Source organism: uncultured Roseicyclus sp., from assembly GCF_937892565.1.
GTDB lineage: Bacteria > Pseudomonadota > Alphaproteobacteria > Rhodobacterales > Rhodobacteraceae > Roseicyclus.
The window spans coordinates 26,201-51,785 of sequence record NZ_CALAHQ010000043.1 but is presented as its reverse complement, the minus strand read 5'-3'; the positions used below and the strand labels follow the sequence as shown (position 1 = coordinate 51,785).

Annotated in this window: 22 protein-coding genes; 14 read left to right on the top strand and 8 right to left on the bottom strand. The window is 63.9% G+C overall.

Translation table 11 applies throughout. The annotated features are described in order from the left end of the window. Nucleotides 1–5: 5 nt before the first annotated feature. The 10 genes from Q0094_RS06300 (at nt 6) to Q0094_RS06255 (ending at nt 11,075) form a co-directional block, all read left to right on the top strand. On the top strand, nt 6–1,541 hold the full coding sequence (locus Q0094_RS06300) for a sugar ABC transporter ATP-binding protein (protein WP_297616501.1): 1,536 nt from the start codon (nt 6–8) through the stop codon (nt 1,539–1,541). Continuing rightward, a complete protein-coding gene (locus tag Q0094_RS06295) occupies nt 1,538–2,500 on the top strand; it encodes an ABC transporter permease (RefSeq protein ID WP_297616499.1) in 963 nt (320 codons plus the stop codon). The genes Q0094_RS06300 and Q0094_RS06295 overlap by 4 nt, the downstream gene beginning before the upstream one ends. A gap of 142 nt (nt 2,501–2,642) precedes the next feature. Next, complete coding sequence (locus Q0094_RS06290) at nt 2,643–3,668, top strand: LacI family DNA-binding transcriptional regulator (protein WP_297616496.1); 1,026 nt, start codon at nt 2,643–2,645, stop codon at nt 3,666–3,668. Nucleotides 3,669–3,826: 158 nt separating this feature from the next. Beyond that, the gene (locus Q0094_RS06285; RefSeq protein WP_297616493.1) at nt 3,827–5,146 is read left to right on the top strand and encodes an extracellular solute-binding protein; all 1,320 of its coding nucleotides are present in this window, start codon (nt 3,827–3,829) and stop codon (nt 5,144–5,146) included. A gap of 118 nt (nt 5,147–5,264) precedes the next feature. Next, entirely contained in the window at nt 5,265–6,212 is a 948-nt protein-coding gene (locus Q0094_RS06280) for a carbohydrate ABC transporter permease (protein WP_297616490.1), read from the top strand. Next, entirely contained in the window at nt 6,209–7,147 is a 939-nt protein-coding gene (locus Q0094_RS06275; protein ID WP_297616487.1) for a carbohydrate ABC transporter permease, read from the top strand. Before Q0094_RS06280 ends, Q0094_RS06275 begins: the two co-directional genes overlap by 4 nt. Continuing rightward, complete coding sequence (locus Q0094_RS06270) at nt 7,144–7,332, top strand: hypothetical protein (RefSeq protein WP_297616485.1); 189 nt, start codon at nt 7,144–7,146, stop codon at nt 7,330–7,332. The genes Q0094_RS06275 and Q0094_RS06270 overlap by 4 nt, the downstream gene beginning before the upstream one ends. Nucleotides 7,333–7,337: 5 nt before the next feature. Continuing rightward, nucleotides 7,338–8,435: an ABC transporter ATP-binding protein gene (locus Q0094_RS06265; protein WP_297616482.1), complete on the top strand. Its 1,098-nt coding sequence runs from the start codon at nt 7,338–7,340 to the stop codon at nt 8,433–8,435. Beyond that, the gene (locus tag Q0094_RS06260) at nt 8,428–9,435 is read left to right on the top strand and encodes an ABC transporter ATP-binding protein (RefSeq protein ID WP_297616479.1); all 1,008 of its coding nucleotides are present in this window, start codon (nt 8,428–8,430) and stop codon (nt 9,433–9,435) included. The genes Q0094_RS06265 and Q0094_RS06260 overlap by 8 nt, the downstream gene beginning before the upstream one ends. Beyond that, nucleotides 9,435–11,075 carry a dihydroxyacetone kinase subunit DhaK gene (locus tag Q0094_RS06255; protein ID WP_297616476.1) on the top strand — a complete coding sequence of 547 codons (1,641 nt, stop codon included), beginning with the start codon at nt 9,435–9,437 and terminating at the stop codon, nt 11,073–11,075. Before Q0094_RS06260 ends, Q0094_RS06255 begins: the two co-directional genes overlap by 1 nt. Before the next feature lie 285 nt (nt 11,076–11,360). Here Q0094_RS06255 and Q0094_RS06250 read toward each other — a convergent pair whose 3' ends face one another. The 5 genes from Q0094_RS06250 to thrS form a co-directional block, all read right to left on the bottom strand. Continuing rightward, nucleotides 11,361–11,939: a DoxX family membrane protein gene (locus Q0094_RS06250; protein ID WP_297616473.1), complete on the bottom strand. Its 579-nt coding sequence runs from the start codon at nt 11,937–11,939 to the stop codon at nt 11,361–11,363. Between the two features lie 22 nt (nt 11,940–11,961). Next, nucleotides 11,962–12,696 (bottom strand): DNA-binding domain-containing protein, encoded by a 735-nt coding sequence (locus Q0094_RS06245; RefSeq protein WP_297616470.1) that lies wholly within the window; start codon nt 12,694–12,696, stop codon nt 11,962–11,964. After that, nucleotides 12,693–13,553: a DUF692 domain-containing protein gene (locus tag Q0094_RS06240; RefSeq protein WP_297616466.1), complete on the bottom strand. Its 861-nt coding sequence runs from the start codon at nt 13,551–13,553 to the stop codon at nt 12,693–12,695. The genes Q0094_RS06245 and Q0094_RS06240 overlap by 4 nt, the downstream gene beginning before the upstream one ends. A 93-nt stretch (nt 13,554–13,646) precedes the next feature. Further along, nucleotides 13,647–13,937: a DUF2282 domain-containing protein gene (locus Q0094_RS06235; protein WP_297616462.1), complete on the bottom strand. Its 291-nt coding sequence runs from the start codon at nt 13,935–13,937 to the stop codon at nt 13,647–13,649. A 340-nt stretch (nt 13,938–14,277) separates the two neighbouring features. Continuing rightward, nucleotides 14,278–16,224, bottom strand: a complete 1,947-nt coding sequence (gene thrS / locus Q0094_RS06230; RefSeq protein ID WP_297616460.1) for a threonine--tRNA ligase — start codon at nt 16,222–16,224, stop codon at nt 14,278–14,280. A gap of 169 nt (nt 16,225–16,393) precedes the next feature. Here thrS and Q0094_RS06225 point away from each other — a divergent pair, with 169 nt between their 5' ends. Together Q0094_RS06225 and Q0094_RS06220 are read left to right on the top strand one after the other, a co-directional pair. After that, nucleotides 16,394–17,134 carry an alpha/beta hydrolase gene (locus Q0094_RS06225; RefSeq protein WP_297616555.1) on the top strand — a complete coding sequence of 247 codons (741 nt, stop codon included), beginning with the start codon at nt 16,394–16,396 and terminating at the stop codon, nt 17,132–17,134. Then, the gene (locus Q0094_RS06220; RefSeq protein ID WP_297616457.1) at nt 17,127–18,092 is read left to right on the top strand and encodes an alpha/beta fold hydrolase; all 966 of its coding nucleotides are present in this window, start codon (nt 17,127–17,129) and stop codon (nt 18,090–18,092) included. Before Q0094_RS06225 ends, Q0094_RS06220 begins: the two co-directional genes overlap by 8 nt. Before the next feature lie 55 nt (nt 18,093–18,147). Here the strand turns inward: Q0094_RS06220 and Q0094_RS06215 are convergent, their stop codons facing one another. Beyond that, entirely contained in the window at nt 18,148–18,678 is a 531-nt protein-coding gene (locus tag Q0094_RS06215; protein ID WP_297616454.1) for a winged helix DNA-binding protein, read from the bottom strand. A gap of 113 nt (nt 18,679–18,791) precedes the next feature. Between Q0094_RS06215 and Q0094_RS06210 the strand changes: the two genes are divergently transcribed. Further along, nucleotides 18,792–22,415 (top strand): hydantoinase B/oxoprolinase family protein, encoded by a 3,624-nt coding sequence (locus tag Q0094_RS06210; RefSeq protein ID WP_297616451.1) that lies wholly within the window; start codon nt 18,792–18,794, stop codon nt 22,413–22,415. Between the two features lie 154 nt (nt 22,416–22,569). Continuing rightward, a complete protein-coding gene (locus Q0094_RS06205; protein ID WP_297616448.1) occupies nt 22,570–22,860 on the top strand; it encodes a DUF1330 domain-containing protein in 291 nt (96 codons plus the stop codon). Nucleotides 22,861–22,921: 61 nt separating this feature from the next. Here the strand turns inward: Q0094_RS06205 and Q0094_RS06200 are convergent, their stop codons facing one another. Together Q0094_RS06200 and Q0094_RS06195 are read right to left on the bottom strand one after the other, a co-directional pair. Further along, nucleotides 22,922–23,902, bottom strand: coding sequence for a 2-dehydropantoate 2-reductase (locus Q0094_RS06200; RefSeq protein WP_297616445.1), 981 nt, complete (start codon nt 23,900–23,902; stop codon nt 22,922–22,924). After that, nucleotides 23,899–25,431: an acyl--CoA ligase gene (locus tag Q0094_RS06195; protein ID WP_297616442.1), complete on the bottom strand. Its 1,533-nt coding sequence runs from the start codon at nt 25,429–25,431 to the stop codon at nt 23,899–23,901. The genes Q0094_RS06200 and Q0094_RS06195 overlap by 4 nt, the downstream gene beginning before the upstream one ends. Nucleotides 25,432–25,585: the final 154 nt, after the last annotated feature.

The window sequence follows — 25,585 nt, the reverse complement described above, 5'->3', positions numbered from 1 at the left end:
CGGAATTGCTGACAGGCGCCCGCGTAGAGGACCAACTGCGCGGGCGCACGCTAAGGCTTGACGGGATCTCGCGCCATTTCGGTGCCCTGCGCGCGCTGGATGGGGTCCACATCGAGCTGCACGCGGGTGAAGTGCACGCACTCATGGGCGAAAATGGGGCGGGCAAGTCGACCCTCATCCGCATCCTCGCGGGATTGGAGCGCCCTGACGCGGGGTCCATCTTGCTTGATGGCGTGCCGGTGCCGCTTGGCCAACCCGCTGCGGCGCGCGCCGCGGGGCTGCGGTTCATCCATCAGGAATTGCATCCGGTACCTGCGTTGTCGGTCGGTGAGAACATGTTGCTCGATCACCCTTATCCGCATCGCTTCGGGCTGGTGGACTGGGCGGCGTTGAACAAGATCGCGGCATCGGCGCTGGCGCGGCTCGGTCTGGACCACCTCGATCCCCGGGGGCCGATGTCGGCGCTTGGCTCCGGCGATCAGATGCTGGTCCGCATCGCCGCCAGCCTGATCGGCGGGGGTGCCTGGCTCTATGTCATGGACGAGCCGACGGCAGCACTTACGACGACCGAATCAGAGCGCCTGTTCGCCGTGATGGCAGAGCTGGTCCAGCAAGGTGCCGCGATCTTGTATGTCTCCCACCGCATGGGTGAAGTCATGCGTCTGGCCGATCGCATCACGGTCTTGCGCGATGGGGTTCATATCGCCACACGGGCGAGGGCGGCGACGGATGTTGATCGCGTGATCGCGGACATGACGGGGCGCGATCTTGGCGGATTGTTTCCCGCACGCGCCGCACCCGCGGGTCAGGCGATCGTCTTGCAGGCCGAGGCGTTGTCATCGCCGGGCCTGGTTCGCGCGGATTTCGATTTGCGCGCGGGTGAGGTGCTGGGGCTTGCCGGTTTGTCGGGATCGGGCCGGGGGGCGCTGTTGCGCGCCGTTCTGGGGGATGGGCCACGGACCGGCCGCCTGACGCTTGGCGGCCAAGAGGTTGGGCGCAGCCCGGCCGACACCTGGGCCCAAGGCATCGCCTATGTCCCGCGGGAACGCCGTGCCCAGGGCCTGATCATGGGCCGCACCATCGCCGAGAATGTCGCGTTGCCCTATCTGACGCAATTTGCCCGGGCCGGTGTTTTCTTGCACGACCATCGCCAAAGGCAGCTTGCGCAGGACTTGGGCGAGCGGGTCCGGCTCAAGGCGGCGTCTGTCAGCCAAGCCTGTGCCGAGCTGTCGGGGGGCAATCAGCAAAAGGTGCTTTTTGCGCGTGCCCTCGCCGGGCGGCCGCGGGTGCTGCTGCTTGACGAGCCGACGCGGGGTGTTGATATCGGCGCGCGGTTTGACCTGTATCGGCTCATTGAAAGCCTGCGCAGCGAGGGGGTTTCCATCGTGCTCGCGTCATCGGACCTGCCCGAGCTTTTGGGCCTGTCGGACCGGGTCGGCGTGATGCGCGACGGGGTTCTGACCGAGATATTGCCGGCATCCGGTCTGACCGAGGCCGGCCTGTTGGCACGTTTTTACCACGGACAGGAGATGCAGGCATGACGGCCAGCTTGCGCCGATATGGTGGCGTATTGGGGATGGTGGCGATTGTCGCCTTTTTCGCGCTGAGCCTGCCCGATACATTCCTGACGGCCCGAAATCTGCTCAACATCACCCAACAGGTCAGCATGCTGGCGGTCGTGGCCGCGACCATGACGGTGGTGATGGTGATGGGGGATTTTGACCTGTCCGTCGGCGCCATGGCGTCGCTTGCGGGCGTTGTGGCGGGCGTGCTGTTTGTTCAGGGCTGGCCTGTGCCCCTTGCGGTTGGCGCCGCACTTGCGGTCGGCTTGGTCGGGGGGCTGTTGAACGGGATCCTGGTCAGTTTTGTGGGCATATTGCCCTTTGTCGCAACCTTGGCCACCCTGACCATCTTTAGCGGCACGGCGTTCATCATCAGCGATGGGCGTACGATTTTCGGGCGCGACATTCCCGCGTCCTTCAGCGGTTTTGCGCGTGATGGTCTTGCCTTGGGTATGGTCGATGGCCGGTCACTGGCATTGCCGAACCTGACCCTTGTGGCGCTTGGCGTCGTGGCGCTGGTCTGGGTGGTGCTTGAGCACACCAGTTATGGCCGGCGGCTCTATGCGATCGGCGGAAACCGCGAGGCCGCGCGTCTTGCCGGCATTCGTGTCGTGCAGCTTCGCTTTTCCGCTTTTGCCTTTACGGCGGTGGGTGCTGCAATGGCGGGGTTGATGACGGCAAGCCGTGTCGCATCGGCGAACCCGACACAGGGTGATGGGTTGATGCTGACGGGGATCGCGGCGGTGTTTCTTGGCATGACCCTCACACGCGATGGTCAGCCCCGGGTTTTGGCGAGCCTGGCCGGGGTCATGGTGCTTGGGGTGCTGGACAATGGCCTGACCCAAATGCGGGTGGATAGCTATCTGCGCGAGGTGATGGTGGGCTTGATCATTCTGACATCTGTCGGGGTGAGCGCGCTAAGCCAAAGACGGCGATAGGCAAAACTGTCAGGCCGGTCCACGCCACCATCATCACGCAGGCTGCCGTGACGCAGAGCGCGGGTCGCAACCGACTGCATGGCTGGCTGATTGACGCACCTCAGCATGGCATTTACCTATTTCGCCAAAAGGAGAGCCCAAGGTGAGCAGACCGACGGTACATGACATCGCGAAGGAGGCGGGCGTAAGCCTTGCTACGGTCGACCGGGTGCTCAACGCAAGGCCGGGTGTCCGTGGCAAGACGATCGAAAAGGTGCAGGCGGCCGTGGCCCGTCTGGGATATGTCCGCGATACCTATGCGGCGAACCTTGCAAGACAGCGGCAATATCGTTTTGCCTTTGTCCTGCCAGACGGTCCGAGCCAGTTCGCCCAGTCGCTCAAGGCTGCCCTTCAGGAAGCCTATGCCTCTCAGATCGCCGACAGAACCTTGGTGGGTATCATCCGGGTTCCAATCGGCGACCCACATGCCATTGTTCGCGCGTTGCAGACCAAAAGCGCCGAGGGTCTGGACGGGATCGCATTGATGGTGCCCGAAACACCGCAGGTGCGCGACGCCATCTCGCGACTGAAGGATGCAGGGGTCGCCGTGGTGACGCTGGTCTCTGATCTGCCAGATTCCAGACGGGATTTCTTTGTTGGAATCAACAGTGTCGCAGCAGGCAGAACCGCGGGTAGCCTGATGGGCCGCTTTGTGTGCGGCAAAGGAGAGATCCTTGTCGTGACAAACTCGCTCCGGTCTCGCGAAAGCGTCGAGCGGCGGCTTGGCTTTGATGAGGTCATGGCACGGGATTTCCCCGCGATCACCGTTCTGCCGTCGGTGGAAGCTCATGACGATCCCGCCCGCATGGCGCGTATCGTCACCGAAGTGCTTGCGCGGCGTCCGGGTCTTGTCGGCGTCTATTCGACAGGTTCAGGAAACACGACACTGATCGAGGCCTTGCGGGGCAGACCGCGCAGCGACCGGATCGTTGTCATCGCGCATGAACTTACCCCGGCCAGACGGCAGGCGCTGATCGACGGCGAGATCGATGCCGTCATTGCCCAGAACGTGGGTCACCTTATCCGAAGTTCGATCCGCGTGCTGCGCAATCTGTGCGATGACCGTCCGATCTATGCGGCACAGGAGCGTCTGCGCATCGAGGTCGTTTTGCGCGAAAACCTTCCCTGACACGCGTCGCAATCTGTCTTGCGGGACGAAAAGAGGTGCGTACCTCAGTTTTGCATTGTCATGAGGTACGTCCCTCTTCTAGGATGAGTGCGTAACCCGGCGACTCGTCCGGGGTCGGGTCCGCGCGGCGTGGGCCCAGGATGCGGGAGGAGCTTCACATGAAAACAAGACTATTTGCTGCGACAGCGCTTGCCAGCTTGTCAGCAATGGCGGCGACCGGGGCGAAGGCCGACGAGCTGACCCTGTGCTGGGCCGCGTGGGACCCGGCCAATGCGCTGATCGAATTGTCCAAGGACTTCGAGGCGCAGTCTGGCGTCAAGATGAACTTTGAGTTCGTGCCATGGCCGAACTTTGCCGATCGGATGTTGAACGAACTCAACTCTGGCGGGCAGCTTTGTGACCTGATGATCGGCGACAGCCAGTGGATCGGGCTTGGCGCAGAAGCAGGCCATTACATCAAGCTCAATGACTTCTTCGATGCCAACAGCATCTCGATGGATGATTTCATCCCGGCCACCGTAACGGGCTATTCCGAATGGCCGAAGGGCACGCCGAATTACTGGGCGCTTCCGGCATTCGGCGATGTGGTGGGCTGGACCTACCGGCGTGACTGGTTCGAGCGGCCCGAGCTTCAGGCCGAGTTCCGCGAAAAATATGGCCGCGATCTGGGTGTGCCGGCGACGCTGGCTGAGCTCAAGGACATCGCCGAGTTCTTTCAGGGCCGCGATATCGACGGCACGACCGTCTATGGTGCCGCCATTTATACCGAACGCGGGTCTGAAGGGATCACCATGGGGGTAACAAACGCCCTCTACAATTATGGCTTCCAGTATGGGAACCCGGCCAACCCCTACGATCTCGAGGGCTTCGTGAACTCGGCCGGCGCGGTCGAGGGGCTGGAGTTCTACAAGGCGCTTTATGATTGCTGCACGCCGCCCGGTTCGTCCAATTGGTACATGTCCGAAAACATCGACGCCTACCGCTCGGGGCAGGTGGCCATGCAGATGAACTTTGCCTTCATCTGGCCGGGTGTTCATGCCGATGCGACTGTGGGTGGCGACCGGTCGGGCTATTTCCCCAACCCCGCTGGACCCGCCGGTCATTTCGCCCAGCTTGGCGGACAGGGCATATCGGTCGTGGCCTATTCCGATAATCAAGACGACGCGCTCGAATACATCAAATGGTTCGCACAACCCGGCATTCAGGCACGCTGGTGGGAACTGGGTGGCTACTCGGCCCTGCGGGCCGTGGTCGAGGATCCGGGCTTTGCGGCAAGCCAGCCCTATGCTCAGACCTTCCTCGATTCGATGGCGATCGTGAAGGATTTCTGGGCCGAGCCGTCTTATGCATCGCTCTTGCTGCCGATGCAGGAGCGCGTCCACAACTATGTCATCGCCGGCCAAGGTACCGCGCAGGAGGCACTTGATGGCCTCGTGAAGGACTGGGTCGAGGTGTTCGAGGACGAAGGCAAGCTCTGAGCCGGGTCTGAGCGCGCGCCCGCTCCGCTAAGGGGCGGGCGCTTGCCAAGACCACGCGGGTTCGGCACGCATACCGCAAGCCACGGTGTCGGCACGTCTCGCCCCGAAAGGAAACCGCATGTCACATCTGAACATGGACAGCGTCGCACGCGCGACGCCGCGGCACCTGTCGCGCCGGATCAGGGGCCTGTCGGATCGCGCGATTGCATGGGTTTTTGTTGCGCCGACGATCTTTCTTTTGCTGGCGGTCAACATCTTTCCGTTGATCTGGACCATTCGGCTAAGCTTTACCAACTACGCGGCCAACCGCCCCAACGCCGAAGTGCAGTGGATCGGCCTGCGAAATTATGAACGCATCCTGAGCGATCCCGATACCTGGGCCACGATGCAGGCGACCGCGCATTTCCTGTTCTGGACCATCGTCTTTCAGGTCATGATCGGATTTGCCCTTGCGTGGCTGATCAACCAGAAGTTCCGCGGCAACGATCTGTGGACCACGATCATCGTGCTGCCGATGATGCTGTCCCCGGCGGTGGTCGGCAATTTCTGGACATTGCTCTACCAGCCGCAACTCGGTCTGTTCAACAGCATCGTCGGCTTCTTTTCAGGGGCCGATCCAACCTCCTTTTCGATGATCGGGGATGTGCATCTGGCGCCCTGGTCCATCGTGATCGTCGACACCTGGATGTGGACGCCCTTTGTCATGCTGATCTGTCTGGCCGGGCTTCGATCGATCCCGGACTCGATCTATGAGGCGGCCGAATGCGACAGGGCCTCGCGGTGGCGGCAGTTCTGGACGATCACTGTGCCCATGGTCCTGCCTTTCTTGATGCTTGCCGTGCTGTTTCGGGGCATCGAGAACTTCAAGATGTTCGACCTTGTCGTGCAACTGACCGGCGGCGGGCCGGGCAATATCACCACGCTGACATCGATCGAGCTCAAGCGTGAGGCCTTCGAGAAATGGCGCACAGGCTATTCGTCGGCCTATGCGGTCATCTTGTTCGTAACCGTCTTTGGGCTGGCCTCGATCTATGTGAAGGCTCTGAACCGGGTGAAAGACAGATGAGCGCGCATTCCATCACCGAACCGTCGGTCCGGCAAAAGTGGTTCGCGGGGGCCCTTGTGGCCGCCTATGCGCTGATCACGCTTCTGCCGTTGCTGTGGATCATCGCGACCGGGTTCAAATCCTCATCTGACGCCATCGCCTATCCGCCCAAGATCTTGTTCGAGCCGACCCTCGAAGGCTATGTGAACCTGTTCACGGCCCAGACCCGTCAGTCGCCGGAATACCTTGCCCAGAACCCGCCCGCGACGTGGTATGAGGCGATAGTGCATGACAAGGGCATGGTCATCGCCGGACCGTCGCGATACGGCGAGCGGTTCATGAATTCGGTGATCATCGGCTTTGGCGCGACCTTTCTGTCGGTGGTGCTTGGCACGCTCGCGGCTTACGCTTTCTCGCGCTATCGCATTCCGCTCAAGGATGATCTGCTGTTTTTCATCCTTTCGACCCGGATGATGCCGCCCATCGCGGTCGCGATCCCGATCTTCCTGATGTTCCGAAACCTGGGATTGTCGGATACGCATGCGGGCATGATCTTGCTCTATACCGCGGTGAACCTGTCGCTCGCGGTTTGGCTGCTCAAGGGCTTTATCGATGAAATTCCGCGCGAATACGAGGAAGCGGCCCTGATTGACGGCTATACCCGATTTCAGGCCTTCATGAAGGTTGTGCTGCCGCAAGCGGCGACCGGTATCGCGGCCACGGCCATCTTTTGCCTGATCTTTTCTTGGAACGAATACGCTTTTGCGGTGTTGTTGACATCTGGCACCGCCCAAACCGCGCCGCCCTTCATCCCCACGATCATCGGCGTCGGCGGTCAGGACTGGCCGGCGGTCGCGGCAGGCGCCACGATCTTTCTGGTGCCGGTGATGGTCTTCACGATCTTGCTGCGCAAGCATCTGTTGCGCGGGATCACCTTTGGGGCGGTACGCAAATGAGGGGGTTTTTGCATGGTCTTGTTCGCCTGCGCCGGGGCCCTTGGGAAATGGTCGCCTCGGTCTTGATTGCGACGGGTGTCTTCATGCTGATGCAACCCTTTGCGCTGTGGGCCTATAGCTGGTCCTTTCTCGTGACGTTGACGGGGACGGTGATGTTCATCGTCGTCAGCCATTTTCCGGAGTGAGCCGCGTGGCCGAGATCACCATTCGAAATCTCCGCAAGGAATTTGGCAGCTTCACCGCCGTGCAGGGCTCGACCTTTACCATCGCGGACGGGGAATTTTTCATGCTGCTCGGCCCCTCGGGCTGCGGCAAGACGACAACGCTCAGGATGATCGCGGGCCTTGAACTTCCGACAAGCGGCGAGATCTGGATCGATGGGGAAGAGGTCGGCCGCAAACCGGCCAGCCAGCGCGATATCGCCTTTGTCTTTCAGATGTTCGCGCTTTACCCGCATATGAATGTGCGGCGCAACATCAGCTATCCGCTGGTAAGCGAGGGCATGCCACGCGCCCGCGTCCGCGAGAAAGTGGACGAGGTTGCGCGCATCCTCGGGCTTGAACATCTGCTTGATCGGCCGGTCAGCGGGCTTTCGGGCGGGGATCGGCAGCGCGTGGCGCTGGGTCGCGCGATCGTGCGCAATCCAAAGTGCTTCCTGATGGACGAGCCGCTGGGCGCGCTTGACGCCGAATTCCGCGAACGCATGGCCGAGGAGTTGCGCGCGCTTCATGACCGGATGGGCGCCACGACGGTCTACGTCACACACGACCAGCTGGAAGCCATGCAGATGGGGGACAAGATCGTCGTGATGAACCACGGTGTGGTCGAACAATTCGGCACCCCGCAAGATATCTACGACAAACCCGCGACGCTGTTTGTGGCTGAATTCATCGGCTCGCCCCCGATGAACTTTTTGCGCTTTGGCGGCCATGTCGCTCATGGCGCGACCTCTGTCATGCTCCAGCACCATACGCTGGCCATACCCGCCGCACGGGAGACCTTTCACGGCGATCTGGTCTACGGGGTGCGCCCCGAACATGTGCGGTTCATCGATGATGGCCCCTATCGCGGTGAGATCGTCGCGACCGAATATCTTGGCACCACTCAGATCGTCACGCTTGAGACCGCCAACGGCGCGTTGAAGGCCCGCATCCCTGCCGACCGCCTGGCGCGTGTGGGTGAAACCGTCGGGCTCGACTTCAACGGCGCCACGGTCTCGCTTTTTGACGCAAGGACCGGCCGCGCGATCCGCTCGGACCTCAACGAAGGCATCCTTTCTCATGGCTGAGGTCGTGCTGCGCAATCTTGCCAAGTCTTTCGGCACCACGCAGGCGGTGCGCGATGTGTCCTTCACGGTTCCCGACGGCGCCTTTGTCGTTCTGCTTGGCCCCACAGGGGCGGGCAAGACAACGCTGTTGCGTCTGATTGCAGGGCTGGAAAGGCCCGATTGTGGCGAGATCATGATCGCCGGCCGTCCGGTTGCAAGCGACACCCCCGCCGAGCGCAACGTTGCGATGGTATTTCAGCAGTATTCGCTCTACCCGCACATGAGCGTGCGCGACAACCTTGCCTTTCCGCTCCGCTCGCCGATGTTGCGGACACCCGAGCCCGAGATCGCGCTCAAGGTGCGTGCGGTGGCAGAGACGCTGAAGATCGCCCACAAGCTTGACAACAAGGCAACCGCCCTGTCGGGCGGCGAGATGCAGCGCGTGTCGATCGGGCGCGCCTTGGTCCGCGCGCCCTCCATCTACCTGATGGACGAGCCGCTGAGCTCGCTTGACGCCAAGCTTCGTACTGACCTGCGGGTGGAACTCAAGCGGATCCAGACCAGTCTGGGCGCCACGTTTCTTTATGTCACCCACGATCAGATCGAGGCGATGACGATGGCCACCCATGTGGGGGTGCTGGATGAGGGGCGGCTTGTGCAGTTCGGCACGCCGCGCGAGATCTATGAAACGCCCGCAAGCCTTTATGTCGCCGGTCGCCTTGGCCTGCCGCGGATGAACATGCTGCCCGCCGCGCTTTTTGCCGGCGCGCCACCGGGCGCTCAGACAATCGGTCTGCGCCCCGAAAACATCGTGCAAGGCACGGGTCGCCCGGCGCGGGTGGTCCGGATCGAGCATCTGGGCGACCAGACGCGGCTTCATCTGGTCTTTGACGGCCATGAGATCGTGACATTGACCGACCCCCATACGGGGCTCGAACCCGGCGATCTGGTGCCGATCGAGCCGATGAACCCCCTTTATTTCGACGCGGATGGCGCGCGGATCGCCAGAGGAGATTACTGATGCGACAGTTCATCAACACCAGGGAAACGCTGGTCACCGAAGCGATTGACGGGATGCTGCGGACGGCGGGGGGGCGTCTGGCGCGGCTCGACGGCTATCCGCACATCAAGGTGGTGCTGCGCACCGACTGGGACAAGACCAAGGTTGCTCTGGTCTCGGGCGGCGGGTCTGGCCATGAACCCAGCCATGCGGGTTTTGTGGGTCAAGGCATGCTGACCGCGGCCGTCTGTGGTGAGGTCTTTGCCTCACCGTCGGTCGATGCGGTTCTTGCGGGTATTCTTGCCGTGACGGGCAAGGCCGGGTGCCTGCTGATCGTCAAGAACTATACCGGCGACCGGCTGAACTTTGGGCTTGCCGCCGAACGCGCCCGCGCGCAGGGGCTCAAGGTCAGCATGGTTGTCGTCGATGATGATGTGGCGCTGCCCGATCTGCCGCAGGCGCGCGGCGTGGCGGGCACGCTGTTTGTGCACAAGATCGCGGGTGCGCTTGCCGAACAGGGGGCTGATCTTGAGACTGTCACAGCCGCCGCAGCACAGGTGATCCATGGTGCTGTCTCCATTGGCATGTCGCTCGATACCTGCACCGTCCCGGGCTCACCCAAGGAAGATCGCATTCCCCCCGGCAAGGCCGAGCTTGGGCTTGGCATCCATGGTGAGGCCGGGATCGAGCAGGTGGATTTCTCCACCGCGCGCGATGCGATGACCATGGTGGTCGACCGGCTGGCGCCCAACATCGGCCCCGGGCCGCATGTGGCGCTGCTCAACAACCTTGGCAGCGCAACACCGCTTGAGATGTCGGTTCTGGCCGAAGAACTCATACGCTCCCGCATCGGCGACCGTATCCGCTGGCTTGTCGGACCCGCGCCGATGATGACATCGCTCGACATGCGGGGCTTTTCGGTCTCGCTGCTGCCGGTGGCACGCTCCGAGGAAGCGGCGCTTGTCGCACCCGTCGTACCCTGGGCCTGGCCCGGATGCCTGCCGGTGGGCGCCGTGCCGGTCGCGCCTTTGCCCGATGGTCTTGCCCCGATAAAGCCGATCCCGTCCCGGAACGCGGCGACCCATGCCCTGATCGACCGGTGCTGTGCGATCCTGATCGGGGCCGAGGCCGATCTGAACGCGCTCGATTCCAAAAGTGGCGACGGAGACACGGGCAGCACCCTTGCCACGGCGGCGCGTGCGCTTACCGGCGCGCTCGACCGCCTTCCGCTTGCCGATCAGACGCAGCTTTACCGCGCGATCGGCCAAGAGCTCAGCCAGACGATGGGCGGCTCATCGGGCGTTTTGCTGGCGATCTTCTTTTCGGCGGCGGGTGATGCCTCGGCCGCGGGGCGCGATCCGATCGGCGCGCTCAAGGCCGGGCTTGATCGCATCCAGCAGGTGGGCGGCGCCAGACCCGGCGACCGGACCATGATCGACGCACTGTTTCCGGCACTCGAGGCGCTTCCCTCCGGCTTGGCGGCGGCGGCCCGTGCAGCCCGCGAAGGGGCGGATGCGACTGCACGCATCACCCGTGCCCGCGCCGGGCGCGCAAGCTATCTTGCCGAGGCGAACCTTGCAGGCCACAACGACCCGGGCGCCGAGGCCGTGGCGCGCCTTCTTGAAGCGCTTTCGCAAGGCGCGGTGTCGGGGCTGGCCTGATCCGGTGCCCGGTGGGGAATGGGGGTGTGGGACATCCGGCGTCTGTCCCCCGCCCCCAATGTCCCCCATCACCATGCACCGTCCGGGTGACGGGCTTTGGCCCACCACCCATGGCGCGAGGCTTGGGATGATGTGCCACTGGGCAATTTGGCTCTTTTGCCATTCATGCTCGAGCCCGGTTGTGGCCACCTGCTGCGCAATTCCGCGGGCTGTGCAGGTGGCCGTCACCTTGATGCTGTCGCGTGGAGGGGTGTCGCTGGCGCTGATCGTGGCAGGGGATCAGCTTTACCTGGGCCGGGATGCCGCGACCAAAGCGGCGCTGCCTGGCTGATACCACCGGCCCAGCGCCGCATCGGCCGAGATCGGCCCGCCCCCGCGCAGCATCAACAGGATAAGCGGAAAAATCCAGAGCGCGCGGGTGTCGATCAACCCATCGGCGTGGCGGTCGAACCATGTGCCCAGAACCGCGCCATGGCCCATCACATCGACCCATGTTTGCACCAGGACAAAGCCGATCATGCCGAGTGCTGCAAGCCGGGTGAACAGACCCACAGCCAAAAGGATCGGCAGCACGAACTCTGCCCATGTGCCAAACAACACCACGGCGCGGGCCAGCGTGCCCAAGGCAGAGGGGTCATAGCCCACGGCCTCGACCGCGCGGGGCAGGATCTGGATGTAGGCCCCCGATGACAGTTGAAAGAGGCCCATCACCCCCTCGCCCGTTTTGGTCAGCCCTGCATTCCAATAGTACATGAAGAGCACGCCCACGAACAAAAGCCGGGCCAAGCCGGGCAGAAGGGCGGGGGCCAGATGGGTTTCAAGCGCCCCGAAGATGCGGTCATGGAGGGTGATCAAAAGGTTCATCATCAGGGTCCTTTCAGAGGCGTCAGGTGTCGCGCGTCAAGGCACCCGAGGTGAACATCAAGGATACAAGCGCCGCGATATCGGCGGTTGGATGATCGGCCAGCGTGCGGGTCATCGCCTCGGCCAGCGTCAGTCGCCCCTTGAGCGCGCGGGCGAGCGTCAGGCCGCCTTGCGGCAACAGATGCGGCACCGGGTCAAAACCCTTGCGCGCGATCATCACATCTTGCGGCACGGCGTCTGGTTTGGGCGCGTCGGTTTCGGTGTTGCAGCGCCAGATCGCAAAGACCGGGTGGCGCGAGGACAAAACCAGCGTCGCGGGCGCAAGGCGCGGCTTCAGCGACAAAACGGCGGCAGGCTCCAACCCCGAGGTGTCAAAGGGGGCTGCATCGGCGGCGTGGTAGGATTGGCGCATCCCAAGGTCAAGGCGCGCCACATCGGGCAGGTAGCGCAGGTGAAGCGCGGGCTCAAAGCGTGCCAGAAAGCCCGGAAAATGCGTGCCATAGAGCGCAAGGCGCGGATCGCTGGGCGGGTTGGCCCGCAGAAAAATGCCCGCCATCGCCCTGAAAAAAGCGTCGCCCACCAGCTTGCGCACGGTGGGAAAGCCGGTTTCCAAGGCTTCGGTCAATGAGACAGCCACCGTATTGCGATAGACGTCAAAGCGTTTGCCAGCAGGCCCACCAAAAGGGTTTGTCAGCCCCGCAGGCGCGGGCGTCGCGGGGTCAAGCAGCGCGGCGGTAAAGGCGGTCTGGCTGGTCATTGCGCCACATCCACCATGGTCAGGATCGTATTGGCGCGGGTCGCCTCTTGCATCAGTTCGGGCAAGGGCGGCACGTCGTTGTCCCATTCGATCAGTGTCGGGCGTGGGCCGCCGCGGGCGATGGTATGGGCATAAAGTGCCCAGACCGGGTCCACGACCGCGCGGCCATGGCTGTCGATCAAAAGCGGGCGACCCTGATCATCGGCATCCTCGTCATGCCCGCCCAGATGGATCTCACCCACGGCAGCGAGCGGGAAGGCATCGATATAGGCGCGCGCATCCCAGCCCTGATTGGTGGCCGAAACAAAGACGTTGTTGACGTCGAGCAATAGCCCGCAGCCGGTGCGCCGCGCGATCTCGGACAGAAAATCGACCTCGGCCATTTCGGAGCCTGCAAAGGCCAGATAGGTCGAGGGGTTTTCCAGCAGCATCCGGCGGCCAAGCACCTCTTGCACATGGTCGATATGGGCGCAGACGCGGGCAAGCGTCGCTTGCGTGTAGGGCAGCGGCAACAGGTCGTTCAGGAACCCCATGTCATGGGTCGACCATGCCAGATGTTCGGAAAAGCTGGCGGGGTTCAGCCAGTCGCACAGGTGGCGCAGGCGCCCGAGATGTTCGGCATCAAGCGCGCGCTCGCCTCCGATCGACAGGCCCACGCCATGAACCGAGATGGGAAAGCGCTCAGCCAGCGCGCGCAGTTGCGCCAAGGGCCTGCCGCCCGCGCCCATGTAGTTCTCGGCGTGGATCTCGAGCCAGGCGACAGCCCCCGGGGCTTCCATCAGGCCGCAGAAATGCCGCGCCTTGAAGCCGATGCCGGCAGCAGTGGGCAGGAGGTTGGGGGCGGACGTGTCGAGCATGGTCGGGCCTTGGGTCATGCGTGGAAAGATCCCGCGGCGGGGATGCCGCGGGATCAAGCGGTTGCGCCCCGGCGCAAGGGCCGGGGGCAAGGCTTACGCGGGCAGATCGCGATCAAGCGCTTCGAGCGAACCCATGCGCCCTTCGGGCAGTTCGATATCGGCACAGGTGCCAGCGGGAACCAAGCTCCAGGCATTGCCCTGATAATCGACGCTCGAGGAACCGGCGCAGGTCGTGCCGGGGCCAGCGGCGCAGTCATTCTCGCCGGCAAGCGACACGCCGTAGCATTTTTCTGTCGCCTGCGCCTGGGCTTCGGTCGTGCCATGCGCGGTCAGGGCGGCGGCGGCAGCACCGAAAAGGGCGAGGTATCTGGTGTGGATGGTCATGGTCAGTAAAACTCCCGGTGTTGGGTTTTGCAATCGTTATGGATCAATCCGGCCCGTTCGGGCGGATGACCTGAACCTGCCTCAGAGGGCCGATCACCGGCCAATCACGACGCCGTCAAGCACGCGGCCGTGAAGGCCGCGCGCCGGTGGTCTGGCCCGGTGCAGGCGAAATATATATTATTTTTCAATGGTTTTGGCGGTGTGGGGTGGGGCGCGCCCGCGCGGCGGCCTGTCCGGCGGGCTTGGCGATTGCCGGGGGAATTGTTACAGCCACGCCATTCGTGACCCGCCCCCGGCAATGGCTGGGGGGACGGGTTTCATCCGGTTCGTGATCCCGGCCTTAGCGCAGATCGGGTGCAACGGCCTCGGCACCGAGGTCGGCCACCACCTCGGCCAAGGGGCGCAGCTCGGTCCGGGTGTCGCCCAGACGGCGGATGGTCACCGTGCCTGCCTCGACCTCGTTGCGACCGATGGCAAGGATCACGGGCACCTTGCCCACCGAATGTTCGCGGATCTTGTAGTTGATCTTTTCGTTGCGGATGTCAGCCTCGGCGCGCACGCCAGCCGCCCGAAGCTGGGCCACGGCCTGATGCACGACATCATCGGCCTCGGACACGATGGAGGCCACGACGACCTGGCGCGGCGCCAGCCAAAAGGGCAGGCGGCCCGCATGTTCTTCGATCAAGATGCCGATGAAGCGTTCGAACGATCCCAGACAGGCGCGGTGCAGCATCACGGGGCGATGTTTTTCACCGTCTGCGCCGATGTAATTGGCGTCCAACCGCTCGGGCAGAACGAAATCCACCTGATGGGTGCCGCATTGCCATTTGCGCCCGATGGCATCGGTCAGGGTGAATTCCAGCTTGGGGCCGTAGAAAGCACCCTCGCCGGGGTTGAGGACCGGCTCGATGCCTGCGGCCCGGGTGGCGGCCAGCAATGCCGCCTCGGCCTTGTCCCAGACCGCGTCGCTGCCTGCGCGTTGTTCGGGGCGGGTGGAAAACAGCACTTCGAACTTGGGAAAGCCCAGATCGCGGTAGATGTTGGACAAGAAGTTGATGAAGCGGGCGGTCTCGGTCTCGATCTGGTCCTCGGTGCAAAAGATATGCGCGTCATCTTGCGTGAAGCCGCGCACGCGCATGATGCCATGCAGCGACCCTGACGGCTCGTAGCGGTTGCATGATCCGAATTCCGCCATTCGCAACGGCAGATCGCGATAGGATTTCAGGCCCACATTGAAAATCTGCACATGGCAAGGGCAGTTCATGGGCTTGAGCGCATTGATCGCCTTTTCGCGCGCGTGATCTTCGTCGACTTCGACGAGGAACATGTTTTCCTGATATTTCTCCCAATGCCCCGAGGCTTCCCACAGTTTGCGGTCCACCACCTGTGGGGTGTTCACCTCGACATAGCCACCGCGCTTTTGCTGGCGGCGCATGTAATCTTGCAGCGTGGTGTAGATCGTCCAGCCATTCGGGTGCCAGAACACCTGACCGCGGGCTTCCTCTTGCATGTGGAACAGGGTCATCTCGCGGCCAAGGCGGCGATGATCACGCTTTTCGGCCTCTTCCAGAAAGGTCAGATGTGCCTTGAGGTCATCGCGGTTCTGAAAGGCCACGCCATAGATGCGTTGCAGCATCGGGCGGGTTGAATCGCCGCGCCAATAGGCACCCGCCACGCTCATCAGCTTGAAGGCATCGGCGGGCACCTGACCGGTGTGTTGCAGATGCGGGCCACGGCACATATCCTGCCAGTGGCCATGCCAATACATGCGGATCGGCTGGCCTTCGGGGATCATGCCGACCAGTTCGACCTTGTAGGGTTCGTTGCTGGCCTCATAGTACCTGATCGCGCGCTCGCGCTCCCAGATTTCGGTCGTGACCGGATCGCGGCGGTTGATGATCTCGCGCATCTTGGCCTCGATCTGGCCCAGATCCTCGGGGGTAAAGGGATCGCGGCGGTCGAAATCGTAATACCAGCCATGCTCGATGACCGGGCCGATGGTGACGCGCACATCGGGCCAGATTTCCTGCACCGCGCGGGCCATGATATGGGCAAGATCATGGCGGATCAGTTCCAACGCCTGCGCGTCATCCTTGATCGTGTGAATGGCCAGTGTGCCATCGGTTGCAATCGGCCATTGCAGATCCCAATGCGCGCCGTTCACCGTGGCGCTGATTGCGCGCTTGGCAAGGCTGGGCGAAATATCGGCGGCCACATCGGCGGCCGTCACGCCAGCGGGAAAGCTGCGTGCATTGCCATCGGGAAGGGTCAGGGTGATCTGGGCCATCTATGGCCTCCTCGTCGGTTTGGCGCCCACGGAACGCCCGGTTGCGGGTATGTTGCGGGTGGCTTTGTGGCCGGATGATGACGCCAAGTCAACGCCCCCTCGGGATGCCGAAGGGGGATTGTCCCTCGCGGGGCGCTGGCGCAGGATTTGGCAAAACGGAGGCATGGGCATGGTGCAGTATCTCGAGACCGCCGCGGGGCGCAGGCTGGCCTATCATCGGCTGTCGGGCCGGGGGCCGGGGGTGGTGTTTCTGGGGGGCTTGCGCTCGGACATGAGCGGGACAAAGGCGCTGTATCTGGAGGATTGGGCGCGTGCCGCGGGGCGGGCCTTTCTGCGTTTCGACTATTCGGGGCATGGGCAAAGCAGCGGCGCCTTCAGCGATGGCTGCATCGGCGATTGGGCCGAGGACGCGGCCGCCGCGATCACGGGCTTGACGGATGGGCCACAGATCCTGGTCGGCTCATCCATGGGCGGGTGGATCAGCCTGCTTCTGGCGCGCCGGATGCCCGGGCGGCTGGCGGGTCTGGTCACCATCGCCGCCGCGCCCGATTTCACCGAGCAGATGTGGGCCAACTGGTCCGAGGATCAGCGACAGGCCTGTCTGACGGTGGGGCAGGTGGCGCTGCCGTCGGACTATGGCGATCCCATGATCATCACGCGGCACATGATCTTGGACGGGCGCGATCATCTGGTCTTGCGCACGCCCTTGCGGCTGGATGTGCCGGTGCGGCTGTTGCAAGGGACGGCGGATGCCGATGTGCCGATGGCGGTGGCCTTGCGGCTTTTGGACCATCTGTCGGGTGCCGATATCGGGCTGGAACTGGTCAAGGGGGCCGATCACCGCTTTTCCGATGCGCGCTGTCTGGCTACCATCGCCCGCGCGGTGGCGGAGGTTTCGGGCGATGCGTAAACTGGCGGTAGGGGTGGTGGCATTGGTTGCCCTGATAGGGGGGCTGTGGCTGTTTGGCCGCGAGCCCCTGCGCGTGCCCGAGGTGCCGGGTTTCGATGATCCGGTGGCCTTTCTGGCGGCGCGCGAAGGGGCGGTGGATGATCTGCGCCCCGGTGCGGAGGCGCGGATCGTCTGGGCCGGCGCGGCGGGCCAGCGCAGCGATCTGGTGGTCCTGTATCTGCACGGATTTTCTGCCGGACCCGAGGAAATCCGCCCTGTCCCCGATTATGTCGCCGCCGCGCTGGGGGCCAATCTGGTGTTTGCCCGCCTGTCCGGCCATGGCCGCGACGGGGCCGCCATGGCCGAGCCGCGCGCGGGCGACTGGGTGGCCGATACGGCACTGTTTCTGGACATCGCGCGCGCAATCGGCGATCGGGTGGTGATCATCGGCACGTCGACCGGCGGAACGCTTGCGGCCTATGCCGCGCTCGATCCCGCGATGGCGGCGGATCTGGCGGGGATCGTGTTCGTCTCGCCCAATTTCGCGCTCGCCGACCCTTTGGGCGCGCTGTTGCAATGGCCCCTTGCACGGCATTGGGTGCCGCTTGTGGCGGGCGCAGAGCGTCGCTTTGACCCGATCAATGCGGGGCAAGCGGCGCATTGGACCACGCAGTATCCGACGGTGGCGACCGTCACGCTTGGCACCCTGATGCGCCATGTGACAGACCGCGATCCCACTGCGACCGATGTTGCGGCGCTGTTTGTGTTTTCCGACGCCGATCAGGTGGTGTCTGCACAGGCGACGCGCGCGCTGGCGGCCCGCTGGGGCGGCGCGGTGACGCTGGCGCCGCAAACCATGCCGCGCAGCGGGGCCGATCCTTTTGCCCATGTCATTGCGGGCGATATCCTCAGCCCGGCCATGACCGCCCCGATTGCTTCAAGGATGGTGGCATGGATTTCCGCCTTGCCCGATCCATGAGCATGATTGCAGATGCGATCGCACCCGCGCAGTCGCGGCCTTGGGCGGTGATGGCCTATAGCGCGGCTGCGGCGCGGGCGGCCTGATCATAGCTGCCGGAAAGAGCGCGCAAAAGCGCCGCAAGGCGGCTGATATCATCGGGATCATGACCCAGCTGTCTGGCCGTGCCGATCAACAACGCCTCGCGCACCTGTTTGTAGCGCCCGCAAAGCGCCGCGCCGTCGGGCGTGATTTCGATGCTTTTTTCCTTGCCCATGCGGCCCGGCTTGACCAACCCGGCCTGCGTCAGCTTGCGGATCGCGTAATTGGCCAGATGGGTGTCTTCGATGTTGAGGATCAAACAGACCTCGGCCAAGGTCTTGGGCCGTCCGCGATGATGAACCAGATGCAAGATCAGCACCTCCAGCGGCGCCATCACCGGCCCGCCGGCGGCCGCCATGCAGCGCGTGATCCAGCGCTGATAGGCATGCCCCATCATGGTCAGGGCAAATTCCACCTCGGACAGGGCGGGCAAGGCGCTGTCGGCCAGATGCGCCGAGGAAACGACAGGCCCGACACGCGGCGCATTTGATTGGCCTTCAGCCATGGAAACGGCCCTTTCCGGGGGGCGAATGCACAGGATGCTTGACGCTTCGATGACAATTTGTCAACGAATTGTCATCGAAGCCGGGGGCAAGCGCCACCCGATGGGAGGCCGACATGCCACAAGTGACCGCAGCCGGGGTTTTGGATTTCTGGATCGACCGGGGTGGCACATTCACCGATGTCGTGGGGCGCGCGCCCGATGGGGTGCTTTGTGCATTAAAGCTTCTGTCGGAAAATCCCGAAGCCTATGATGATGCCGCGATCGAAGGCATTCGGCGCCTGCTTGACGGCACGATCGACCCGTCTCGTATCGGCACGGTCAAGATGGGCACCACGGTGGCCACCAATGCGCTGCTCGAGCGCAAGGGGGATCGCACGCTGCTCTTGATCACGCGCGGCTTTCGCGACGCGCTGCGCATCGCCTATCAGGCGCGGCCCGACATCTTTGCCAAGGACATCATCCTGCCCGAACAGCTTTACGAGCAGGTGATCGAGGTCGACGAACGCCTGCGCGCGGATGGGGCGGTCGAAGTGGCGCTTGATGCCGCGCCCCTTGGCGCCCCTTTGGCCGAGGCCAAGGCCCAAGGGATCGAGGCCGTCGCCATCGTCTTGATGCATGCGTGGAAGAACCCTGCCCATGAGGCCGCGCTGGCCGATCTGGTCCGCGCGATGGGCTTTGGACAGGTCTCGGTCAGCCATGAGGTCAGCCCGCTGGTCAAGCTGGTCGGGCGCGGCGACACCACGGTGGTCGATGCCTATTTGTCCCCGATCCTGCGCCGCTACGTGGCACGTGTGGCCGATGCGCTGGGTGCAACGCCAGCGGGCGCGCCGGGACCGACGTTGCAATTCATGATGTCCTCGGGTGGCATGACGGCGGCCGAACGCTTTCAGGGCAAGGATGCGATCTTGTCCGGCCCTGCGGGGGGTGTCGTCGGCATGGTGGAAACGGCCGCGGATGCCGGGTTCGAGCGCGTCATCGGCTTTGACATGGGTGGAACGTCGACCGATGTGGCGCATTTTGCCGGCGCCTATGAGCGCGCCTTTGACACCGAGGTGGCGGGCGTGCGCATCCGTGCGCCGATGATGCGGATCAACACGGTGGCGGCGGGTGGCGGGTCGATCTTGCATGCCGAACCGGGGCGGTTCCGTGTGGGGCCCGATTCAGCGGGTGCCAATCCGGGGCCTGCGTGCTACCGGCGCGGCGGGCCGCTGACGGTGACAGACGCGAATGTAATGCTGGGCAAGCTGCGCCCCGAATTTTTCCCCCGCGTGTTCGGCCCCGGTCAGGATGCGGCGCTGGATGCCGATGTGGTGCGCGCGCGGTTTGCCGATATCGCTGCGGCGGAGGGCAAATCCCCCGAGGCGGTGGCCGAGGGGTTCTTGACCATCGCCATCGAGAACATGGCCAATGCGATCAAGAAGATCAGCGTGCAGCGCGGCTATGATGTGACGAAATACGCGCTGAACGCCTTTGGCGGGGCGGCGGGCCAGCATGCCTGTCTGGTCGCTGACGCCTTGGGAATGGAGGCGGTCTTGATCCATCCGCTGTCGGGGCTCTTGTCGGCCTATGGGATCGGGCGGGCGACGGTTGCGGCCAGCCGCCAGCAGGCTTTGGTCGAAGCGTTGGGTGCGCAAAGCCTTGCATCCATCGCCGCGCTCGCCGACAGCTTGCGCGCGGCGGTGGCGGGGGAATTGACCGAACAAGGCGTCGATCCCGGGGCGGCCCATGCCGTGACGCGGCTGCATCTGCGCTATGCGGGCACAGACACGACCCTGCCTGTGGTTTGGGGGGGGGTGGCGCAGGCCGCGCGCGCGGAATTCGAACTGGCCCACAAGGCGCAGTTCGGCTTTGTCAGCCCCGACAAACCCGTCACCGTCGAAGCCGTCGAGGTCGAGATGCGCGAAGCGGCCCGCGACAGGGTCGCCGTGACGCCCCTTGCCACCACGGCGCGCGATGCCGCAAGCGATCGTCATGTGCCGATCTTTTGCAAGGGCGAATGCGTGCAGGCCGCCGTTTTCGCGCGCGCGGCGGTGTCGCCCGGCGACCGGGTCCGGGGCCCTGCGCTGATCATCGAGGACAATCAGACCATCGTGGTCGAACCGGGCTGGACCGCTGAAGTGACCCAGCGCGACGATATCGTGATGCGCCGACACGCCCCCATCGCACGCGGCATGGCGGCGGGCACGCTCAACGCTGATCCGATCTTGCTTGAGGTGTTCAACAATCTCTTCATGAACATCGCCGAGCAGATGGGCGTGGCGCTGCAAAACACCGCCCATTCCGTCAACATCAAGGAACGGCTCGATTTCTCTTGTGCGGTCTTTGATGCGACCGGCGCGCTGGTGGCGAATGCGCCGCATATGCCCGTACATCTTGGATCGATGGATCGCAGCGTGGAAACCGTGATCCGGCTGAACGCGGGCCGCATCCATCCCGGCGATGTCTTTGCACTGAACGCGCCCTACAATGGCGGCACGCATCTGCCCGACATCACCGTTGTGTCGCCGGTCTTTGACAATGCGGACGAAACCATCTTGTTCTGGGTGGCAAGCCGGGGACACCACGCCGATGTGGGCGGCACGGCACCCGGATCGATGACTCCGCTTGCCACCACGGTCGATGAGGAAGGCGTGCTGTTCGACAATTTCCTGGCTGTCGAACAGGGGCAGTTCCGCGAGGCGGCGCTGCGTCATCTGCTGACCGATCACCCATACCCTGCGCGCAATCCCGACCAGAACATCGCCGATCTCAAGGCGCAGATCGCCGCCAATGCGCGCGGTGCTGCCGAGTTGCACAAAATGGTGGCGGAATTCGGCCTGCCCACGGTGCAGGCCTATATGGGCCATGTGCAAGACAACGCCGCCGAAGAGGTCGCGCGCCTGATCGGACGCCTGTCGGATTGCGCCTATGACTATCCGACCGATACCGGCCAGATGATCCGCGTCAAGATCACCGTGGATCGGGCCAAGCGCGAAGCGACGGTGGATTTCACCGGCACGAGTGCTGCGATGGGCAACAACTTCAACGCCCCCGAACCCGTGACGCGGGCGGCGGTCTTGTACTGCTTTCGCGTGATGGTCGAGGCGCCGATCCCGATGAATGCCGGGTGCTTGCGCCCCATCAAGATCATCATCCCTGAAGGCTCGATGCTGAAACCCGCCTATCCGCGTGCTGTGGTGGCGGGCAATGTGGAAACCAGCCAGCATGTCACCAACGCGATCTTTGGGGCGCTGGGCACGCTGTCCAACAGCCAGGGGACGATGAACAACCTGACCTTTGGCAATGCGACCTATCAATATTACGAAACCATCTGCTCGGGCGCGCCTGCGGGGGTGATGAATTCGGGGCGGGGTTTTGCGGGCACATCGGGCGTGCATACGCATATGACCAATTCGCGCCTGACCGATCCCGAGGTGCTGGAGATGCGCTTTCCAGTGCTGTTGGAGCATTTCGGGCTGCGCCATGGCTCGGGCGGGCAGGGGCAGTTTCCAGCAGGCGACGGCACCGAGCGGCGCGTGCGCTTTTTGGAGCGGATGGATTGCGCGATCTTGTCATCGCACCGCGCGGCGCCCCCAAGGGGCCTATCTGGCGGCCAGGACGGTCAGGTGGGCCGGACCGAGGTGCGGCGCAAGGATGGAACGACAGAGGTGCTGCGTGCCTGTGATCAGACCGTGCTGGAACCGGGCGAGGCGGTGACGGTGATCACCCCCACGGCCGGTGGTTACGGCAAGGCCTGAAGGGGCGTGGGGGGGGGGCGTTTTCGCTGGCGAAAACGCACGGGAAAACTCGAGTTTTCCCGTGCGGAAAACCCGGGTTTTCCGCCCCCGCCTTGCGTCGGCGCGCGCCGCGCCGCAAAAGGACCGCGCCACATCAACCAGGGGAGGGGCCATCATGCCCAAAGGTTACATCATCGGCCATATCACCGTGAAAGATCCCGAAGCCTACAAGGAATATGTCGTGCGAGATACGCCGATCCTGCAGGCTTTGGGCGGGCGGTTCATCGTGCGCGGGGGACAGTCGCAGGTGATGGAGGGCGAAAGCCTGTTGCGCCACGTGGTGATCGAGTTTCCCAGCTACGAGGCGGCCCTTACAGCCTATAACGACCCCGAGTATCAAGCGGTCGCCGACATCCGGCGGCGCACCGCCGACAGTGTGATCATCGTGGTCGAAGGCGCTCCATAGGGCCAAGCGCCCGATCCGGAAAGGCGCGCGCCCGGCAAAGGCCCGGCGCGCGCGGGTTTTTTCATTGACCGTACAGCCCCGCGCTGCGCGCGCGCAGCGTGACCAGGGCCAGCACCGTGTCGATGGTGGGTGTTGCGGTCTCCGTCACGCGGCCAAGTTCTTGCACCGATCCCAAGAGCGCATCGATTTCCATCGGGCGCCCCGCGTCGAGATCTTGCAGCATCGAGGTGCGATGCGACCCCACGGCCGCCCCGCCATCGATCCGGCGATCGACATCGATGGGAAACTTGACCCCAAGCTTTTCCGCGATCTCCTGGGCCTCGAGCATCATGCCGCGCGCCACCGCACGGGTGCCGGGATCGGTGCACAGCACATCAAGCGTCGCATGGGTCAGCGCCGAGATCGGGTTGAACGACAGATTGCCCCAGAGCTTGACCCAGATCTCATCACGCAGGCGCGGACGCACCGGCGCCTTGAGACCCGCCCGGCCCAGGGCCTCTGACAATCGCATGGCGCGATCCGATTTCGATCCGTCGGGTTCGCCCAGGCTGAAGCGGTTGCCCTCGATATGCTTGACCACGCCCGGTTCGATGACCTCGGCCGCCGGGTAGACCACGCAGCCCAGCACCCGGTCGGGGCCAAAGCCGTTCCATTGCGCATCGCCCGGATCGACCGTCGCCAGCCGCGTGCCTTCCAGAGGTCCGCCATTCTTGTGGAAATACCACCAGGGCACGCCGTTCACCCCCGAGACGATGGTGGTGTCGGGCCCGATCAGCGGCGCCATCTTGCCCACCACAGGGGGCACCGAATGGGCCTTGAGCGTGACGATCACATAATCTTGCACCCCAAGGGCCGCCGGATCATCCGAGGCATTGACCGGGTAGGTCCGGGTCTGGCCGTCTTCGATCAGCGTCAGGCCATTGGACTGCATCGCCTTGAGATGCGGGCCGCGCGCCACAAGGCTGACCTCGGCCCCGGCTTCGGCAAGTTTTGCGCCCATGTAGCCGCCAATGGCGCCCGCGCCGAAAATGCAGATCTTCATGCCTGTTCAACCAGCCCCAGTTTCTCGGCCAAACCGATGCGCTGCAACTTGCCGGTCGCCCCTTTCGGGATCTCGGTCAGGATGACCACCTTGCGCGGCACCTTGAAGGCCGCAAGCCGCTCGCTTGCAAAGTCGCGGATTTGCGCTTCGGTCGCCTCCGCGCCTTCCTTGAGCACGACGGCCGCGCCCACCTCTTCGCCCAGTTTGGGGTGGGGAATGGCAAAGGTCACGACCTGTGCCACGGCCGGATGGGCCGACAGCACGCCATCCACTTCCAGCGGCGACACCTTTTCACCACCCCGGTTGATGATTTCCTTCAAGCGCCCGGTCAGCGACAGATAACCCTCATCATCGAATTGTCCCTGATCGCCGGTGCGGAACCAGCGCCGCCCTTGGGCTTCGAAGAAATTCTTGGCATTTGCCTCGGGGTTGCCTTCGTAGCCCGGGGTGACATTGGGGCCCGAGATCACGATCTCGCCCACGCCCTCGATCAGACGGTTCTCGATCTCATGGGCGATGCGCACCAGCGGTCCGGCCGCAATGCCGACCGATCCGGGCTTTTGCGCGCGCGGGGGCAGCGGGTTGGACGCCATCTGGTGTGCCGCTTCGGTCATGCCGTAGCCCTCGATCACGGGGGCGTTGAAGGTGGCGGCAAGCTGTTCCATCACCGGGCCGGGCAAGCTGGCCGAAGAGGACCGCAAGAAGCGCAGCGGCACGGACTTGATCGTCTCGGCATTGCGCGACGCGCGCGCAAGGATCGTCTGGTGCATGGTCGGCACGGCCGTGTACCATGTGGGTCGTGCGTCTTCCATCCAGCCGAAGAATTTCATCGCGTCAAAGCCCGGTGCGCACCAGACCGAACCACCGGCGGCAAGGCTGGAGGATATGGCGGCAATCAGCCCGTGGATATGGAACAAGGGCATCACGTTGAGGCAACGATCAGCCGGCGACAGCGCCAGCGATGCACCGATGTGGCGCGCCGAGGCCGCAACGTTCGATTGCAGCAGCGGCACGATCTTGGGCCGCGATGTGGTGCCGGATGTATGCAAGATCAGCGCCACATCATCGGCGCCCGGTGCGGATGTGTCGGCGGTTCCGGCATGGCCTTCCGGGGTCAGGGTAAAGCTGCCCGCAGGCATGCCCGCATCAAACGACAGGCGGATCACCGTCAGACCCTGGGCCACCGCGGCGGCATGGGCGGGGCCCGTTTCGCCTGCCGCCAGAATGATCGCCCTCGCCTTGAGATCCTCGAGATAAAAGGCAAATTCGTCCTGCCGATAGGCGGGGTTCAGCGGACAGGTGGTCGCCACCCCCGCGACAGTGACAAAGGCCACAGCCATTTCCGGCCCGTTGGGCAGCACGATCGCCACCCGGTCGCCTCGCCCGATGCCCGCACCATGCAGCGCGGCCGCGACCTGGGTGCCTTGCACGGCCAACTCCCCATAGCTGAGCCAATCGCGCCCCGGCGCGCCGATCGCGCGCGCGCTTTTGTCTTGTGCGCCGATCAGTCCGGCCAAAGTATCCGTCATGCTGTCCCCTCCGTCAGCTTGCGTCTTTTGCGTGGCGGACCTTGCCAGATAGATCGCGCCGCGCCAAGGGCGAGGGGCCAAATCCGGATCGCGATGAACGCGGCGCAGATTGTCAATTGCTGACAAAGCGGATACCACGATCAGGACAACCACT